19 protein-coding genes are annotated in these 16,546 nt (G+C 70.9%); 4 read left to right on the top strand and 15 right to left on the bottom strand.

Annotation, left to right across the window (positions count from 1 at the left end):
* Window positions 1-1,250: 1,250 nt before the first annotated feature.
* From OG294_RS40730 to OG294_RS40715, 4 genes are all read right to left on the bottom strand, one after another.
* Window positions 1,251-1,724, bottom strand: a complete 474-nt coding sequence (locus OG294_RS40730; RefSeq protein WP_327072029.1) for a helix-turn-helix domain-containing protein — start codon at window positions 1,722-1,724, stop codon at window positions 1,251-1,253.
* On the bottom strand, window positions 1,721-2,437 hold the full coding sequence (locus OG294_RS40725; RefSeq protein WP_327072028.1) for a hypothetical protein: 717 nt from the start codon (window positions 2,435-2,437) through the stop codon (window positions 1,721-1,723). The genes OG294_RS40730 and OG294_RS40725 overlap by 4 nt, the downstream gene beginning before the upstream one ends.
* Window positions 2,438-2,637: 200 nt before the next feature.
* Window positions 2,638-2,775, bottom strand: a complete 138-nt coding sequence (locus OG294_RS40720) for a hypothetical protein (RefSeq protein ID WP_327072027.1) — start codon at window positions 2,773-2,775, stop codon at window positions 2,638-2,640.
* Between the two features lie 33 nt (window positions 2,776-2,808).
* Window positions 2,809-3,198, bottom strand: a complete 390-nt coding sequence (locus OG294_RS40715; protein ID WP_327072026.1) for a hypothetical protein — start codon at window positions 3,196-3,198, stop codon at window positions 2,809-2,811.
* Between the two features lie 213 nt (window positions 3,199-3,411).
* Between OG294_RS40715 and OG294_RS40710 the strand changes: the two genes are divergently transcribed.
* The gene (locus OG294_RS40710) at window positions 3,412-4,158 is read left to right on the top strand and encodes a hypothetical protein (protein WP_327072025.1); all 747 of its coding nucleotides are present in this window, start codon (window positions 3,412-3,414) and stop codon (window positions 4,156-4,158) included.
* A 14-nt stretch (window positions 4,159-4,172) separates the two neighbouring features.
* Window positions 4,173-4,358 carry a hypothetical protein gene (locus tag OG294_RS40705; RefSeq protein ID WP_327072024.1) on the top strand — a complete coding sequence of 62 codons (186 nt, stop codon included), beginning with the start codon at window positions 4,173-4,175 and terminating at the stop codon, window positions 4,356-4,358.
* Window positions 4,359-4,360: 2 nt separating this feature from the next.
* Here the strand turns inward: OG294_RS40705 and OG294_RS40700 are convergent, their stop codons facing one another.
* From OG294_RS40700 to OG294_RS40660, 9 genes are all read right to left on the bottom strand, one after another.
* The gene (locus OG294_RS40700; protein WP_327072023.1) at window positions 4,361-5,194 is read right to left on the bottom strand and encodes a hypothetical protein; all 834 of its coding nucleotides are present in this window, start codon (window positions 5,192-5,194) and stop codon (window positions 4,361-4,363) included.
* A 61-nt stretch (window positions 5,195-5,255) separates the two neighbouring features.
* Window positions 5,256-6,191: a hypothetical protein gene (locus tag OG294_RS40695; RefSeq protein ID WP_327072022.1), complete on the bottom strand. Its 936-nt coding sequence runs from the start codon at window positions 6,189-6,191 to the stop codon at window positions 5,256-5,258.
* Between the two features lie 65 nt (window positions 6,192-6,256).
* Window positions 6,257-6,766, bottom strand: a complete 510-nt coding sequence (locus OG294_RS40690) for a hypothetical protein (protein ID WP_327072021.1) — start codon at window positions 6,764-6,766, stop codon at window positions 6,257-6,259.
* A 45-nt stretch (window positions 6,767-6,811) separates the two neighbouring features.
* A complete protein-coding gene (locus tag OG294_RS40685; RefSeq protein WP_327072020.1) occupies window positions 6,812-7,462 on the bottom strand; it encodes a hypothetical protein in 651 nt (216 codons plus the stop codon).
* Window positions 7,463-7,726: 264 nt separating this feature from the next.
* Window positions 7,727-7,933, bottom strand: coding sequence for a hypothetical protein (locus tag OG294_RS40680; protein ID WP_327072019.1), 207 nt, complete (start codon window positions 7,931-7,933; stop codon window positions 7,727-7,729).
* A 76-nt stretch (window positions 7,934-8,009) separates the two neighbouring features.
* Entirely contained in the window at window positions 8,010-8,558 is a 549-nt protein-coding gene (locus OG294_RS40675) for a hypothetical protein (RefSeq protein ID WP_327072018.1), read from the bottom strand.
* Window positions 8,558-11,050, bottom strand: a complete 2,493-nt coding sequence (locus OG294_RS40670; RefSeq protein WP_327072017.1) for a hypothetical protein — start codon at window positions 11,048-11,050, stop codon at window positions 8,558-8,560. Before OG294_RS40670 ends, OG294_RS40675 begins: the two co-directional genes overlap by 1 nt.
* A gap of 14 nt (window positions 11,051-11,064) precedes the next feature.
* Window positions 11,065-11,700, bottom strand: a complete 636-nt coding sequence (locus OG294_RS40665; RefSeq protein ID WP_327072016.1) for a hypothetical protein — start codon at window positions 11,698-11,700, stop codon at window positions 11,065-11,067.
* 106 nt (window positions 11,701-11,806) lie between these two features.
* The gene (locus OG294_RS40660; protein ID WP_327072015.1) at window positions 11,807-12,124 is read right to left on the bottom strand and encodes a hypothetical protein; all 318 of its coding nucleotides are present in this window, start codon (window positions 12,122-12,124) and stop codon (window positions 11,807-11,809) included.
* Between OG294_RS40660 and OG294_RS40655 the strand changes: the two genes are divergently transcribed.
* On the top strand, window positions 12,118-12,828 hold the full coding sequence (locus OG294_RS40655; RefSeq protein ID WP_327072014.1) for a tyrosine-type recombinase/integrase: 711 nt from the start codon (window positions 12,118-12,120) through the stop codon (window positions 12,826-12,828). The two genes, OG294_RS40660 and OG294_RS40655, sit on opposite strands and share 7 nt — an antisense overlap.
* A 33-nt stretch (window positions 12,829-12,861) precedes the next feature.
* Window positions 12,862-13,578: a hypothetical protein gene (locus OG294_RS40650; RefSeq protein WP_327072013.1), complete on the top strand. Its 717-nt coding sequence runs from the start codon at window positions 12,862-12,864 to the stop codon at window positions 13,576-13,578.
* Here the strand turns inward: OG294_RS40650 and OG294_RS40645 are convergent.
* On the bottom strand, window positions 13,575-14,810 hold the full coding sequence (locus OG294_RS40645; RefSeq protein WP_327072012.1) for an IS3 family transposase: 1,236 nt from the start codon (window positions 14,808-14,810) through the stop codon (window positions 13,575-13,577). The two genes, OG294_RS40650 and OG294_RS40645, sit on opposite strands and share 4 nt — an antisense overlap.
* A gap of 774 nt (window positions 14,811-15,584) precedes the next feature.
* Window positions 15,585-16,538 carry an IS481 family transposase gene (locus OG294_RS40640; RefSeq protein ID WP_327072011.1) on the bottom strand — a complete coding sequence of 318 codons (954 nt, stop codon included), beginning with the start codon at window positions 16,536-16,538 and terminating at the stop codon, window positions 15,585-15,587.
* Window positions 16,539-16,546: the final 8 nt, after the last annotated feature.

Genomic DNA, 16,546 nt, shown 5'->3' with positions numbered 1-16,546 from the left:
GTAACCGCGGGCCTTCGGCCCGGGTTGCTTGCGCCTTCGGCGCTGCGCGGCGCCGTCGGCGCCGGTACTGCCCCGGCCTTTGGCCGGGGGCCCTCGGCTTCGCCGAGGGCTGCCCGCGCGGTGCGCGGGCAGCGGGCCGGCTGCGCCGGCCTGATCGGGCTGCGCCCGATCGGGTGGGGTTGCGGGCGCTGCGCGGGCTTGGGTGTTGGTGGGTCAATTCCGCGCTTCGCTGCGGAGTTGGGTGAGTGTCAGGGTGGGGCCTTCGGCCCTTGGCGGGGTGGGGGTGGGTGCCGGGCTTCGCCCGGACTGGCTGGGGTGGTGGGTGGAGGCGCTTCGCGCCTTGGGGAGTGATTGGGTGACGGGTGGTCATGTGGTGGGGTCACTCGTTGGGGTGGTGGAGGGGCGGGCTTCGCCCGTTCTCATGCATCAAAGACAGAAGCCCGCTAGACTCTGGGGCTGGAGAAGGGGCTCGGGGAGTCCGTAAATCCCGCAGAATTGACCGGGCGTAAAAGCCTCGCGGCCCCTCATGGATAGCAACGGAAAGGCAGGTCAGTAATGCCGTCGAGTGTCGCCTTGTCGGCCTCAGTCGGGGCGGGAGGGCAAGGGGGAATGTTGAGCGAAAAGGCCGCGAACAATGGCGGCGAAATTGCGGTGGGTCAGCCACCGCGTACCGGTGCCGGGCTCCGGCACGGTGGGGCTGGCCTTCGGCCGCGACGGTCAGGTGGCGAACGGATCCGGCGGGGTCGGGGCTCCGGAGGAGACCCCGCCGAGGCTCCCGCGCGGCTGGAAGCCCAGCACGTCCGGCGGCAGGGCACTCAACCCGCCGTCCGGCCGGGCGCAGCGAAGCGGGCGCGGCTACTGCCGGATCGGCCGGCAGGCCGATGCTGCTGCACGGACCCGTTCGCCCCGTACGGTGCGCTCCCCCTACTACAGATAGGGGAGATGCGGCATAACCGCTGGTCAGGGGCCTGTGCGGGGAAGGGATCTGTCCCCTCAGCCGGGACAGATCCCTTCCGATGTGTCTCTCCTGGGGGTGCTTATTGCGGTCGGAATGTCGGCGTGGCTGACAGTCAGACCGTGGAAACGTCGAAGTTGCTGACGTTTCGTGTGGGATTTTGCGACGGAGCGGCACTGACTTGGGGTCCGGCCGAAGGCGGTCCGGCGGCTGGGCAGGCGGCTTGTCTGCGGGCATGCGAACGCCGTGCCGTCAGGCCGGCGGGGCCTGGGCGGCACGGCGTTGTCGGGCAGGGTCAGCTGACGGCGTGCAGCGAGCCGCGGCGCCTGGCGGCAGCGGCCTTCTTGGCGGCGGCCTGGGCGGCGCGCTTCTCGCGCTGTCGGGCCAGCTGGTCCTGGTAGTCGGCGACCGCGCGCCGGTAGGAGTCGAGGAAGCCGGGGGTGTCCAGGCGGTCTTCCTGCGGCATCTCGTTGACGGCCGCCACCGCGTCCTGCGGGGAGTTGTGGCCGGCCACCATGGGGTTGATCTGGTACAAGCCGTTGCGGACCTTCTTGACCAGCTTGGCCAGCTCCAGGCTGCGCAGCGCGGCGTTGGCGCTGGGGCGGCTGAGTCCGATCAGTTCACCGATGCTGCCCTGGTCGATAGCGACCCGGCCGCCGGCCTCGCTGACGGCGCGCAGCTTGAGGAGCGCGCGGTAGGCGGCCGGCGGGAGGTCGAGATCGGCCAGGAGGCCGTCGGCGTTGACCGCGGCGAATCGCAGCTGGCTCACTGCTCTGTCCCTTCCTCGTGCTGGTTGGCGGCGCGGTTGCGGCGGCGGTCGGCACGCTGCTTGGCCCGCTGCTGGCGCAGGTCCTCGATGGCCTTACGCATGTGCTCCAGCGACGGGTAGCGCACCAGTTCCGGCAGCGTGACGTCCTCGCGGATATTGTTGAGTGTGTCGGACTGCTCGACGCGAATGTACTCGGCCTTGCGTCCCGCAGTCTCGGTGCCGGGGATGTACTCGGCTGCCCGGTAGGAGAAGGGCGGGTTGAACTGGTAGCAACCGCGCTTCACCTTGAAGACGATGCCGTGGCCCATGACGTCCTGCAGAGCCTCGGAGGCCTTCGTGCGGGAGACGTCGAGGACGGTGCCCATCTCCTCCTGCGTCAGGTAGATGCGGCCGCCTGCGCGCTGGCAGGCGATCAGCAGCAGGATCAGGCGCAGCGGCAGTGCCTCGCGGAAGAACTGGGCGATCAGGAAGAAGAACTCCAGCGAGTCCATGCTGAAGGCATTCGGCCGCTCCGGGGTGCCGTAGAACTCCAGCGGGTTCCGCTCGCCCTCCAGCGTCAGCTTCCGGCCCGGGTAGCGCCGTGCGACGTCGTCCAGGTCCTTCACCGGGGCTACCGGACGGCTCCACGCCTGGAGTGCGTCGTCGGCGGGGGGCCGCGGCTGCGGAGCGCGCTTGGCGTCCGACAGTCGGCCCTCCTCGGGCTCGGATGCCACCTGCTGCTCCTCTCCTCAGTGATCACGTTCGCGGCAGCAGTATGTCAGTGATGCCGACAGATACGTCGGCCATACCGACATTCCGCGCGTGTTGTGTCCCCCCAGGAGGGACACAACACCTGGGAGCACCGTCGCCGCGATGTACTGCCAGGGTCCTGTGCAGCCGGGTGCAGCACGTTCACGGGCCGCATGGCTACCGGTCAGCCCTGCGGCCCGTGGCCACGCAGCCCCATGGCCTCCAGGTCCACGACCCGAGCGATCACGGTCCGGTTGCCGTCCTGAACAAGGGTCTTGGGCTCGCCGACGAAGAGCAGCAGGCGGTCCCCCTCGACGCGCACGGCGTTGTAGTGGGGCAGGCCGGACGCTTCGCGTTACTCCGGGATGGCGTAGGGGCCGGTCCTGGCGTTGTAGGCCGCCACGAGCCTGGTCTCTACCGCCCGGTGTACATCCTGGAAGACGGGGTCCTCGCTGAGGAACCAGAACAGGGTCTCGTCGATGGCCTGCGCCTGCACGGTGCTGTTCAGCCCGCCGTGGAACTCCAGGTAGTGCAGCAGGAAGCGGAAGCGCTTCTCCAGGTCCTCACCATCCCCCTGCCCGGAGGGGTGGGCCGAATCCTGGTGGCACTGCTGGGGGTGGCAGGCCGGCATCGCCGTCTCGCTCCTGGTGCCCCGGTCGGGCCGGCCGACCGGCCCTGGGGCGTCGGCCTGCCCGGCCGCGCTGTTCTGGGCTGCTGCGGCGTCGAACTCGCTGTTGTTGGTCATGGCTTCACCATGGTTCTGATCACCTGTGGACAGACGGTGCGGCCGTGTAGCTGGTGGCTACCGGGCTCTGATGGGCTGTGACCTGCGCTGTTAGGGTGCGCCGGGCGGTTCCTGATCGCCGAATGGCGCGGAGTCCTGGCAGAACGACTCAGGTGAGTGATTCTCCGGGGATGCGTTTGTGGTCCGGCGAGGCAGAGACGAGGCATCGGCACGATGAGCAGCGCGGCGTCCGGGACGGCGGTCATAGCCGTGTGGTCCGAGCTGTGGGCCGGGCACGGCCCCGAGGACCGGGCCGGGCTGCTGCTGGCCGCAGTCGACGCCCTGGGGGCTTATGAGGTGCGCGCGGCCAAGCGGGCCTACCGCCGCGCGATCGAGCAAGGGCTGCCCGAGGGCTTCGCGCTGCGCGGTCGTGTCTTCCACGGCCCCGCGTCGGATCTGGCCGTCCAGGGCGAGCGCCTGGTCCCCGCCGACGGCGGCCGCCAGGCGCTGCTGGAGCTGCACCGCAGCGTCCTGGAACGCGCCGTTGACGGCCCCGACGGTGACGGCGTCGCCTACTTCTGGCAGATCGCCGCCCCCTACCGGCTCGGCCCCGGAGACAGCCGGCTGTACGCGACCTGGCGCTCGATCACCGGCGACCAGGCCCCCGAGGCCACCGTGCGCGCCGCTCTGGACCGGTGGGGCCGGGACCACTGCGACGTCCTGCACGCCACCGGACGCTACGACTTCCCCACCCTGCGCCGCGCCGTCGAGGGCGACTCGGCGCCGACACCACCGTGGTCGACCTCGTCACCCGGCACTACCGGGACGCGGTGGCCGCCGTCCTGCCTCGCGGCTTCACCCTGGACGGCGACGAACTGCGCGGGCCCCACCCCGCCATCGACGCCGACGTCCGCGGCGCGGTCCACGGCGTCGACCTGGACGCCGTCATCGCCGCCACCGCGGCCGCGCCCCGCGACCTGATCACCGCCGCTCAGGTGGCCGACTTGATCGGCGCCGCCTCCGCCGGCAGCGCCCGACACACCCTGTCCCGCTGGGGCGTCACGGCCGTCGACCACCGCCCCAGCAAGGCCGGCCGCCTCCAGGCCCTCTACGACGCCGACCAGGTCCGCGCCGCCCAGCGCAGCCGCCCCGGTCGGGGACGCCGCACCGGAGCGACCTGACATCAGCAGCCGCAGCCGCAGATCCGGCACCAGCCGCAGCGGGTGCAGCGTTCGGACTCGAGGTCGCCGCAGGACTGGAAGGCGTCGCTGCCGTCGCCGATCGGGCAGTAGCACTCGCAGCAGGAGCCGCAGGCCGCGTGCACGCGGTCCTCGCGGCGTCCGGCGATCACGGTGGTCGAGCGGTCCCCGCAGTCCCGGCACTGGCGCGGCACCACGGCTGGGGCCGGCTCCAGTGCGGCGACCTTCTCGGCCCAGGAGGTGAGCGCGGTGAAGTCGGCGTCGGTCAGGCCGGCGGCCGGGTCGACTTCGTGGAGCAGGACGGGGGCGGCGTGGCCGTCGGCGAAGTCGCGGCGGACCGTCTTGGGGAAGTGCGGGGCGAGCCAGGCCAGGGGCCGGTCTTGGCGATTTGCCCAGCCCAGCACGTCCTGGGAGCGCCAGTAGAGGTCGCCCTTGGCGTCGGGACTGACGCCGGGGTCGTCCACGCGCAGGAAGAAGGTGCGCTGGGTGGCGCCCTTCAGGTCGGCGTGCGGCGGGGCCTGGGTGAAGCCGAGCGGGCCGAGCAGGGCGGCGAGTTCCTGCTCCGTCCAGGCCGACACCCAGACCAGGTCGAACGGCAGCGCTTCCAGTCGCTCGCCGATGGCCGGGTTGAGCTGGACGACCAGGTGGCTCGGCCTGGGGTAGACCATGGCGGACCAGTCCACCCACGCCTGCGGGCGCACCTGGTGCGGAACGTAGCCGGGCAGGCGGCCTGCGCCGTAGGGGGACAGGACGCCGTCGACGTCCAGGGCGAGCAACGGCCGGGACGGGTGCACGGTGTTCTCCTCGATGGCGTTCACGGGCTGGCGGCCGGGCGCAGCGTGTGCTGGGCCCGGCCGCCGGCTGATTGCTGGTGCGGGGTCAGAGACCCGGCAGGGGCGCTTCGCCGAGGTGCTGGACGGCGGGGCTGCCGGCGAGCTGGCGCAGCAGGTAGAGGGTGCGCTCGGCGGTGGTGGGAGGTGCGGGCATGTGGTGCTGGCCGGTGCGGGGGTCGAGGTCGGCGCGCCAGTCGAGCACGGCCCAGAGCATGGCTTGCTGGCGCTTGTAGCCGGAGGGGAACGGGTCGGGCCGGGTGACCTCCTTCAGCCGGCGCAGGGCGTCGAAGAACGGCGTGAACTCCGTGTCCCAGACCAGCACGTTGCGCTCCGCGAGGATCTCGCGCAGCGCGGCGAGAGCGTCCTCGGGGTCCACCGCGCCCTCGGGCACGCCCTTGGTGCGTGGGCCGACCAGGCGCAGCGTGGTGTCGTACAGGGAGGCGCCGGCGGTGTCGATGGCGGTGATGCGGGCGGCGGCCGGGGTGCGGGCCTTGCCGGTGTCGCTGGGCGGGCGGTGGGTGTACTCGACGGCGACGACGGCCAGGTGCTCGTCGTCCAGGAGCCGGGCGGCCCAGTCGGTGGCCGCGGTGGCCTTCTCGGCGGCTTCCTTCTGCTTGGCGCGCAGGCGGGCGATGTGGGCGCAGGCGCGGCACAGCAGCCAGCCGTCCAGCTTGGTGCAGGGGATCTCGGGGCGGGCGCCGCACTGCTCGCAGGTGCGGGCGCCGGTGGTGCGGCGAGCGGCGGCTGCGGCCAGCTGCGCGACGGTGGCCGTGGTCGGCACCGACTCGTTCAGGTCGTACAGGTCGTAGGTGGCCTTCTTGCCGAGCGGGTCGCGGGTCGAGATGGTGGCGCGCACCGGGCCGCCCGGCTGGCGGGGCAGGTCCAGTTCGGCGAGCCGGGTCCGGGTGACCAGGTGCGCGGGGACCTCGCCCCACCAGGTGTACGAAGCCGGCGGGTTCGCGGCGGGGTTCTGGTTCTCCATCGGTTCCTCCCCAAGGTGGCGGTGCACAGGTTCAACGGCAGCGGCCACCGCCTGGTGGTGGGCGGTCAGCGCGTCCATGGCTCCGGGGCCGGCGTGGGCGGCTTCGCCGGGGTGAGCGACTGGTCGGCGCAGCGGGTGATCTGGAGGTCGCGCACCGCGCACTCGGGTCCGCGGTCGAAGGCGACGACGTACGGCCACGGGGTGGGGTACCAGCGGACCCGGGTGATGACGCCGAGGGCGCCGGCCGGGACGTCCACACGGACGCGGGCGTCCTCCTCCCAGTACTCCTCGGCGGCCAAGTCCTCGTCGATCCACGTCGCGTGCACCGGCTCCAGCAGCTCCACCCGGTCCCCCTCCTCCAGGCCGAGGCGGGCGGTGAGGACCTGGGCCTGGTGGCGCAGCAGCTGCGCGAACGCCTGCTCCCGCTCCGCCGGATCGGTCAGCGCACCGGGATCCAGGACCAGCACCGGCGGGGAGCTCGGCATGCCGGAGATGGCTGGGGAGCGCTGCGCGCCCGGTCCGGCACCGGCCGGGAGTCGGTCGGGCAGGGGGGCGGTGGTGGTGTCGGCGGTCAAGGGCCGGCCTTTCGGGTCGTCAGGACGTGGGTGGTTGGGGGCGGCTCAGCTCATGCCGTCGGCCAGGTCCCGCAGGTGGTGGACCGCGTCGTCCCAGCCCCGGCCGTACCAGGCCGGTCCGGTCAGCGCGGTCGGGTGGTGCGGGGTCGCCTCCAGCAGGTCCGCCGCCCGGTGCCAGGACGCGGCGAGCGCCGCCCGCATCCGGTCGAACTCCTCCACCAGCGCGGCCAGCCCCGGACCGGGCGGGAGCCGCGGGTCGGCCCCGGCCGCCAGATCGCGGCACAGCCCGGCCACGGCGAGGCGGGCCAGGCGGGTGGTCTCCAGTTCCTCGCGCCAATCGCGCCCGGCCGGCCGGTCCGGTTCCCTGGTAGCGGCCGACGCGTCGTGCCTGGGCGGGCCCGACGGCCGCGATGTCTGCCGCGCTGATGCTGCAGTTGGCGCGCCTGCTGCTACCAGTTCGTCCTCAACGAGCACGGTGAGAGCCTCTGCCAAGGCGTCAACGTCAGCGGCGCACAGCGCGCAGGTGCCCAGGAACGTGTGTCCGTGGTCCCCATTGACCGCATGACGCGCCACCTTGTCGGGCAGGCCATCGGCACTGATGGAGGTAGTGCGCAGGGTGGTCCGGATACGCTCGGTGAGGTCTTCCTGGGCGCTGTCGCCCTGGCCGTGGTTGTTTCGGTGGCCGTTGTGCGTCATCGCGATTCCGTCCTCGTCCTTGGAATTCCGGTCGGTATTTCTGCGGTCGCGTGCTTCGGGAATTGCTGCGGAGCACGGATTCCGAGGGGTGCCGTGAATTCGGTTCGGAAATTCTACTGCGCTGGCGGGCGCCGCTTCCGGGCCGAATTGCTCCTCCGTGGCCCTGATGAGCTGGTCGCGGACGGACTGGCCGCAGTACTGGCCCCGATCGGATCACGGCGGCTGTTTGGGCGGAGCCGACCACGAACCAGGCTGCTGGGTCGGCTAGTTTGGCATCTCTGACATGGCCGTGCTCCGCCAAGTCCGGCGGACACAGTCCGTGCCGTAGTCGGCAATCTCGTCCTCGCTGTAATCGGCGAGGATCTCGCCGACTGCATCCCGTAGACGCTGGGCGATCTCATCGGCCACCTCGGGATGGCACAGGATCTCAGCGCCGACCGACCGGAACTCCGGCTCGACTTCATCGTCCATGGGGCTTGTCACCTTGTCTTGTCTCGTTGCGGACGTTCAACTCGCCAACTGGGGTGCTCAGTCCCGTGGTTGGTGGTCAGTTCAGGTCGAAGTCGTTGGGATCGAACTCGAAGTCGTCCGGGCCGAAGCCGCCGTAACCGGCGCCGCCGTTGAAGTAGTCGGCGAGGGCCTGGCCGATGATCGCGCGCACCTCGTTCTCGTCCTCGGCGACGGCCAGGGCGGCGGCCTGCTCGCCCGTCAGGTTGAGCTGGATGTCGCGGGCCCGGACGGCGTCCGAGCCGCGGATCTCGAACGTCACGGCCCGGCCGACCCGGGCCCCAATCCCCGAGATCGTGCCGCGCTGCGCGAGCTGCTTGGCCTTGCGCTCCCGGCCCCGCTCGGTGGTCTGCACGTCGACCGCCTCGCGCTGCAGCTGGTCGACGTACTGGGGCTTGGTGGGGTGGCGGGAGCCGTCGATCCAGCGCTGTACCGTGCGCGGCGAGACGCCGTAGGCGGCCGCCATGGCCTTGGTGTTCCCGCCGTATTTGCGGTCCCGTACCTGGCCGGCCTGCGTGGTGGACTGCACCGGCGCCTTCCGCGACGGGAACAGCGCCTCGCGTACCCGCCCGAACAACCCGCCCGCCATCAGTTCCCGCCTTCCTCATCGTCGTTGCCGGTGCTGGCCGCGTCGGTGCCGGGCTGCTCCTGGTCGATCGGGGTGCCGTCGGTGGTGTAGTGGTGGACCAGCTTGGAGGGGTGCTCCCGGCGCTCCATCGCCTCAAGCACCGCCTGCAGCGGGATCGAGGACTCGTGCTTGTGGCTGCCCGGGGCGATGCCCAGGCGCAGCGCGCCGGGGACCGGGGTGCCGTCGTCCTTGACCGGCAGGAGCTCCAGCGGGGACGGGGCGTCGGTGGCGTACAGGTAGGAGTCGACGTTGACCGCGATCGGGGCCCGGCCGGTGAGCTGGAGGGTCTTGCGCAGGCGGCGGTGGGCGGCGATGCGGGCGGCGGCGATGATGGTGAAGCGGATTTCGGGGCGGTAGGACCAGGACGCGGCGACCTTCTCCAGCCAGGTCTGGTCGTCGAGGTGGCGGGCGGAGTCGGACCACTTGCCGATGCCGCCCTTGTAGATGTTCTTGTACAGCCCGGCCAGGACCAGCGCGTCCGCGCGCACCGGGTCGGTGCCGGTGTCCTTGTGGACGGCGTAGGCGGCCAAGAACTCCTCGGGGGCCTGGCCGTCCGTCAGGCCGAGGTCGGCGTAGGCGCGCTTGTAGCCGCCGCGCACCCGGCCGGTCCACTCCTTGAGCAGCGGCGCGGTGTGGGTGGACAGGTCCGCCGCGGTGATGGTGGCCGGGTCGAAGCCGTAGGTGGTGGCCATGTAGGCGACGGTCGGGGTGGCGTACCAGCCCGGGCCGGTGGGCGGCTGGCCGTGGAAGGTGGCCGGGTGCGGCAGCAGTGGATCGATATCCGTGGTGGTGAAGTCGCACCACCAGAGGCCGGCGGTCTTGCCGCCGTCCCAGGCCGGGTTCCTCACGCGCTCCAGTGGGCCGATGGGCAGGCGCAGGGAGTCGGTGACGGACAGGTAGGAGGCGCAGACGTCGACCGCGACCGCCCACGGGCGGCCGGCCTCCTGCTCGGTGAGCTCGCGGGCCCACCACTTGTAGTCCTCCTCCTCGCACACCGCCTCGCCGCGCGAGAGCAGTTCGCGGGTCAGCGGGTGGCGGGCCCCTGCGGCCTGGGGCACGCACAGGTCGCCGCTGGGCAGCGCGCCCTCGCGCGGGTGGGAAGACCACTCGCCGGTGGTCTCGTCCTTGGTCCACTCCACGCGCGGGCGCACCGCGTCCAGGAGCAGCATCGCGGTGGAGGCGGTCGTCGCCCCGGGCGCGGCGCCCAGGTCGGCGGTGAAGGCCCGGTAGCGGCGGGTCAGGGTGGGTCCGTCCTTGGTGCCGTCGGGGGCGGTGGCCAGCGGGGCGACAAGCGCGCTGACGGCCTGCTGGCGGCCGTCGCCCTGGCCCAGCCACGGCGCCACGGTGACCCGGACCGAGGTCTTCGGGCCGCCGGCCGACCCGGTGCGGCGGAAGACGTGGAAGCTCGGGCCGATCTGGTCGCTGATCTCCATGCCGACCGTGGCGGCGGCCTTCGCCAGCTTGGCCTGGAGCGCGGTCAGGGCCTTCTCGGTCGTCGGCAGCACGGCGGGCAGGCCCAGCTGCTTGAGCGCAGCAGCGGTCAGGCAGACCATGCCGTCACCGCCGCGTCCGGCCGGGTGGGCGCGCTCCACGCGCAGCGGCAGCCCGGTGCCCAGCCACGCGAACCAGTCGCCCAGCTTCGGCCCGGCCGGGGCCGGAACCTGCGGGACATCCAGCACCCAGCCGCCATCCTCGGCGACGTCCAGCGCGACCGCCGGCCACCAACGCGCAGCAGCCGTGGCGGCCGGACGCGGAGCAGCCGGACGGGCAGCGGGACGGGACGTCGCCGGGCGCGCCTTGGCCGGGGACGCGGTGGTCGCGGGCCGGACCGGCACCGAGGCGACAGGAGCAGGAGCAGCGGCCGTGGGCGCGGCCGGGGCGGCGACGTGCGCCGGGGCGACCGGGGCCTGGTCCGCCGGAGCCGGGGCGACCGGGGCCGGCTGCTGGGTGACTGCCGCAGTGGCGGCCTCGGGCGCCGGGGCGGCGGGGCGGCAGAACCCGCCCAGGTGCATCGGGCGGCCCTGGGCACAGTAGACGGAGGGCTGGCCGCACTGCACGCACGGCGCCGCCGGGCCCATCACCAGCGAGCCGTCCGGGTTCTGGTCGAGCAGCGGGACCACCAGGCCGTCGGCGGCATCCTGGACGGGCGCCGGGCCGGTGAATGCCTGCGGCACGGCCGGGGCTGGTGTGGTGGTGGGCTGCGCGGGGGCGGGGAAGCGCTCCGCCAGGCCCGCGAGCAGCCGTGCGTAGGCCGGGGCGATGTCCGGGCCCGGAACGGCGCTGCCGTCCTCCCAGCCCAACACCTTGGCCGAGTCCACCCGCAGAGCCGCCGCGATCTGCGCGGGCGTCAGCCCGGCCGCCAGGCGCAGCCGCGCCCGCTCCGTCGGGAGCGGCAGGCCGGTGTTCACGGCCGCCAGCAGGGCATCGACGGAGTTGAACAGGTCATCCGACATCGGTGGGTCGCTCCTCAGCGTCCGTTGGGTCGGGTCGGGTCGATTCGGGGGTCGCCGAACAGGGCGTCGAAGACCTGCTCGGTGAGGCAGGCGATCGGGCCCCGTTCGGGACGCAGGGTGTAGCCGGCGGTGCGCCCGAGGTCGGCCACCGCGATCGGGACCTGGGGCCGGTAGTAGAAGAGCAGCTCCCGGCCGGCGAACTCCGTGGGCTCCACCACGCCGTGGGCGGGGTTGAACGGCAGGGTGAACGAGGGCAGGCCGGCCACGTCCTCCTCGGCGGCCAGGTGCAGCACGCCGTCGTCGGTGGTGCGGAACGCCACGGCCAGGTCCACGCCGCCTGCACGGCGGTCGCGCGGCAGTCCGTGGCCCTCCAGTACCCGGCCAAGTTGGGAGGGCGCCATGCCGGCCGCCAGGCCCAGGGCGCGCCGGTTGGAGTAGCTACCGGTCGCGTCCGCGCGCGACATCGCCAACTCCTTGACCACGTTCAGGCGCTGGGCGACCCGGCTGATGCAGTCCACCAGGGCCGTCAGGTCGTCGAAGGTGGATGCCTGCGGCGGCTTCACCGGCTGCTCATCACGCAGAGCCGCGAGCAGCGCCCGGGCGAGGTCGTCGTGCACCTCGACCCGCTCGCCCTCGATGCTGATCCTCACGAAATTACTCCCAAACAGTACGATATAACCAAATACTACGCCCGTCTCGTTTGAGTGTCAAAAGGGAAAGGCGCGCGGCAATGCCGCGCGCCCGTCGCTGCTCGGGTCAGACCGCCTGCGCGTCGCCCCGCCGGTCGCGCCAGTGCGCGAAGAGCTCCAGCCAGTGGTGCCGGGCCCGGGTCGGCACCACCCATCGCCGATCCGGCAGGTCCTCGCCCAGGTCCTCCAGCACGATCCGCGCCGCCAGATCCAACCAGCGGGCCGTGTAGCCGCGGCCCAGCAGCTCCCGCAGCTCCTGCGGCGTAGCCGGCAGTCGCTCGCGCGGGTTCCAGTGCGCGGCGCGGAACTGCTCCGCGGTCAGGGGCCGTGCCAGCCGTCCCGGCCTACGACTGCCACGAGAGGGTATAGCACCCGCCGATGCCACTACTGTTCCAATACCTGCGCGGCGGAGAGCGCCGAAGGATGACGGCCGGCAGCATCCGCACGCTCTTGAACCGGGCCCTCCAGAACATCGGCCTGACCCGAGCCGACGGCACAGCGCTCACCTGCACGCCGCACGACTTCCTCAGAATGTTCGTCACCGACGCGGTCTCCAACGGCCTACCGCCGCACATCGCGCAGATCATTTGCGGCCACAAGAGCATTTCGACCACGATGACCTACAAGGCGACCTACCCCACGGAGGCGATCGAGGCCCACCGCGCGTTCATCGCGCGCCGCAGATCCTTGCGGCCCAGCGAGGAATACCGCACCCCGACCAGCGCCGAGTGGGACGAGTTCCTCGGCCACTTCGAGAAACGCAAGCTCTCGATCGGCACCTGCGGCCGCGCCTTCGGAACCCCGTGCATCCATGAACACGCTTGTGTCCGTTGCTCGCTCCTCCGCCCGGACCCTGCCCAATGCCACCATCTCGAAGACATCCGCGAGAACCTCATCGCTCGCATCGCCGAGGCCGAGCGCGAAGGTTGGCTCGGCGAGGTCGAGGGGCTTCGTGTCAGCCTGGCCGGAGCCGAGGAGAAGCTCGCGCAACTCGGCCGCCATATTGCCAACCGCGACGTCGTCGACCTCGGGATTCCCACCATCGCAACCGCCAACCACGGAACCCTAGAGGATCGGCAACGTTCCTGACACACTGTTAGCAATCACCCAGATGGAGTGACGATGCCGTCGATCGCGCTGTACTACCCCTGGATGCACTTCCAGGACGACAACTGGCTGAGGCTCGCGCTGCTGACCTGGGACTACCTCGCCCGGGTGCGTCCGAATGTGATGGAAGACCGAGACGGGGATCTCGTCCGTCAGTTGCGCGCCGAGACCGATTTCATCGTGGAGACTGCACCGAGTCCAACCGTGCTGCACATCGTTGCAGAGTCTTTCGGTGAGATCTTCGACGCAGCACCTGCTCTTCTCCTGGACCAGTACGGGCTGACGGAGCCGGTAGCGACTCCCTTGGGGTATGGCCAGGTACGCCTGGCCGGGTGGCGCGGCTATGAGCCCCCCTTGACGCAGCACATTGCGAAAATGCCACCTCTGTCGGAATTTCTGACCTGGATTTACGTCGACGATCCGGGTGCGAGGATGGATGGCGGTCTGCGGAGATCGCTCATAGACATCGGCCTGGCGATACCGTCGGACGGACCGTGGGTGGGCATGCACCCCAAGCTCGGCTCGATCTACCTGGCCGTGCTGGCTGACGCCATGGCGCGCAGCGAGGCGCTGTCACTGGCCACCGACGACCCGCGCATGCACAGCGCGGTCGGCGCACTCGACCGACTCACGGCCCTGGTGTTCAACGACCATGTACGCGTGCCGGCAGTGGAGGACGTCGAAAGCGCCTACCTGCATGTTGAATCGCTGCGGGTTCTTCAGAGGCTCTAGATTGTGGCTGTGACCTGCAGGTTTGGCTGTTGGCTGTAGTACTTGGCTTCGTATTCGGCGGGTGGGGTGTGGCCGAGTTCACTATGGAGCCGGGTGGAGTTGAACCAGTCGACATACTCTGCGGTGGCGATCTCAACGTCGGCAAGGGTGCGCCAGGGGCCCTGACGCTTGATGAGCTCGGTTTTGTACAGCCCGATGGTCGATTCCATCAGGGCGTTGTCCAGGGCGTCTCCGACCGATCCGATGGACGCGGCGATCTTCTCCTTGGCCAGGTGGGTTGCCAGGCGGAACGACGTGTACTGCGAGCCGGCATCGGAGTGGTGTATCAACTCCCTTGGCATTACCGGGAATCCGGAGCGGTCCCGCTGCCACAGGCCCATCTCGAGGGCTGAGAGGATCAGTGGGGTCTGCTTGTTGGTGGCCGCCGACCAGCCGACGATCCGCCGTGAGAAGGTGTCGACGACGAAGGCGACGTAGACGGTGCCGGCCCACGCCGCCACGTGCGTGAAGTCCGCCACCCAGACGCGGTTCGGTGCGCTCGCGACGAAGTTGCGCTGGAGCAGGTCGGGCGCCCGGTCGACGCTCTTGTCCGAGACGGTGGTGACGATCTTCTTGCCGCGCACCGCTCCTGACAGTCCTTCTGCCTTCATCAGGCGGGAGACCGTGCACTGGGCGACCGTGTGGCCGCGCCGGTTGAGTTCGGCCCAGACCTTGCGGTAGCCGTAGACGCCGTAGTTGCTCTCGTGGATCTCCTTGATGATCGGGACGATTTCGGCGTCGCGGCGGGCGCGGGCGGAGGTGGTGCCGCTCTTGTGGGCGTAGTAGGTGCTGGGGTGGATGCCGCAGTCGTTCGCGGTGAGCGTCCTGCAGATCGGCTCGACTCCGCCGAAGCGGTCCCGGTGCTCGTCGATGAACGCTACGAGCGTGTGTGGCCGGTCGAGCTCGGCCGCGAAGAAAGACGCCGCGGCCTTGAGGATCTCGTTGGCGCGCTTCAGCTCGGCGTTCTCCCGCTTGAGCGCCTTCATCGCCGCGGATTCCTCCGTCGTCGTGCCCGGCCGGGCGCCGGCGTCGGTCTGGGCCTGGCGGACCCACTTGCGCAGGCTTTCCGGGCCCACGTCGAGCTTGGCGCCGATCGACCGGATGCACTGGTACTCGGTCTCGTACTGATCGCGGGTCTCCAGCACCAGGCGTACCGCCCGCTCCCGGACCTCACTGGGGTATGGCTTCCTCATAACGGAATCGATCCTTCCAAGAGAAGGAGTCTCGGTCAAACCCGCAGCGATTCATGTGGCACTGCGAACTGTGATCGAACCAAACGGCTTGGAACGCGTACCGACCAGCAAGCTCATCCGCTTCCGCGAGACCCACCGTTCCGAGCTCGCCGCGTTCCACGAGCACGTGGCGGGGCTGGGCACGGAGTTGCAGGCCATCGCCAAGGTGGAGAGCCTGGCGGTGGCATCAGCCCATCTCCGGGCGCTCTACGAGACCAGAACACGACCACAACTCAACGATCTGCGCAGGGCATTGCGGGGCCTCGGCGTGGAGTCATCAGCTGGCACCCCTAGTCCAGAAGATCGACCTCAATGCCGCAGCCGGCACTGTTCTCGGCAGCCTCGCAGCAGCAGGCGGGCAAGTCGCAGTGGCCAGCGCCGCGGTGGCCGTGACACTCGTGCCCTACCTCGCTGGAAAGCTCAAAGCTCGACGCCAGCAGGTGAAGAACTCGCCCGTCGCCTACCTGCTGGCCGCCGACCGGGAACTCACCGGTCGCACACTGCTCGGAACCCTCCACAACCGCACCAGATAGTCCGATCCACTCCTGCGGGCATCCACGACTTCACTGTTCACCCGCTTCGCCGGAGGACGGCCCTGTCTCGTAGTTCAGAGAAGCACCCGCGAGTCGCTGGCCGTGATCCGGGTGCGCGACAACACCCTGCTGCTCCACAACCTCCTGAGGCCCGACGAGATCCGCTCCCCGGTCCGCCTCACCCCCGACACCTGATCGGCGGCTAGGTGTTCTGACCCGTGAGGTTGGGGACGCGGCTGGCGGGTGGCTTGCCTGCGAGTGCGGTGTGTCCGCGGTGGTGATTGTAGGTGTGGAGCCAGGTGGGGTAGGCGTCGCGTCGTTCCTGCTCGGTGCGGTAGGGCCTTGCGTAGGCCCATTCGTCGAGCAGGGTGCGGTTGAAGCGTTCGACCTTGCCGTTGGTCTGCGGGCGGTAGGGCCGGGTGCGCTTGTGGGTGATCCCGGCCGCCGCGAGGACATCGCGCCAGGGGTGGGACTTGTAGCAGGAGCCGTTGTCGGTCAGCACGCGCTTCACGGTGATCCCGGCCCGGGCGAAGAACTCGTTCGCCCGGGTCCAGAACGCTGCGGCGGTCTCCTTGCGTTCGTCGGCCAGGATCTCGCTGTAGGCCAGGCGGGAGTGGTCGTCCACGGCGTTGTGGAGGTAGCTGTATCCGGCACCGGAGCGGGTCTTGCGGCCGGCCTGGCGGCCCAGGGTTTTGTGGCCGCCGCCGTCGGGGATGTTGCCGAGCTTCTTGATGTCGACGTGGACCAACTCGCCCGGCGCGCTGTGTTCGTAGCGTCGGATCGGCCGACTTGTGGCGCGGTCCAGGTGGGCCAGGCGGGCGAGGCGGTAGCGGGTCAGGACCCGGTGCACGGTGGCCGGGTTGAGTCGCAGGAGGTAGGCGATGCGGGCCGGACCCCAGCGCCGCAGGACGCGGACCTTGATGATCCGCCGCTCGGTGCGGGTCGGGGTCCGGCGGGGGCTGTGGTGGGGCCGGCTGGAGAGGTCGACCATCCCGGCCTCGCCGAGCGCACGGTAGCGGTCGGCCCAGCGCTTGGCCGTGGTCGGTGAGACCTGGAAGCGCTCGGCGGCCCGGCGCAGGGGCCAGCCGTCCTCGACCACGCAGCGGGCCAGGCGCAGGCGTCCGGTCTCGGTCAGCGGTGCGTTACGGTGTGGCATGAGGGCCT

This window comes from Kitasatospora sp. NBC_01302, from assembly GCF_035976515.1.
Classification (GTDB): domain Bacteria; phylum Actinomycetota; class Actinomycetes; order Streptomycetales; family Streptomycetaceae; genus Kitasatospora.
Note: the sequence above shows the minus strand (reverse complement) of the source record. Positions and strands in the feature narration are given on the sequence as shown.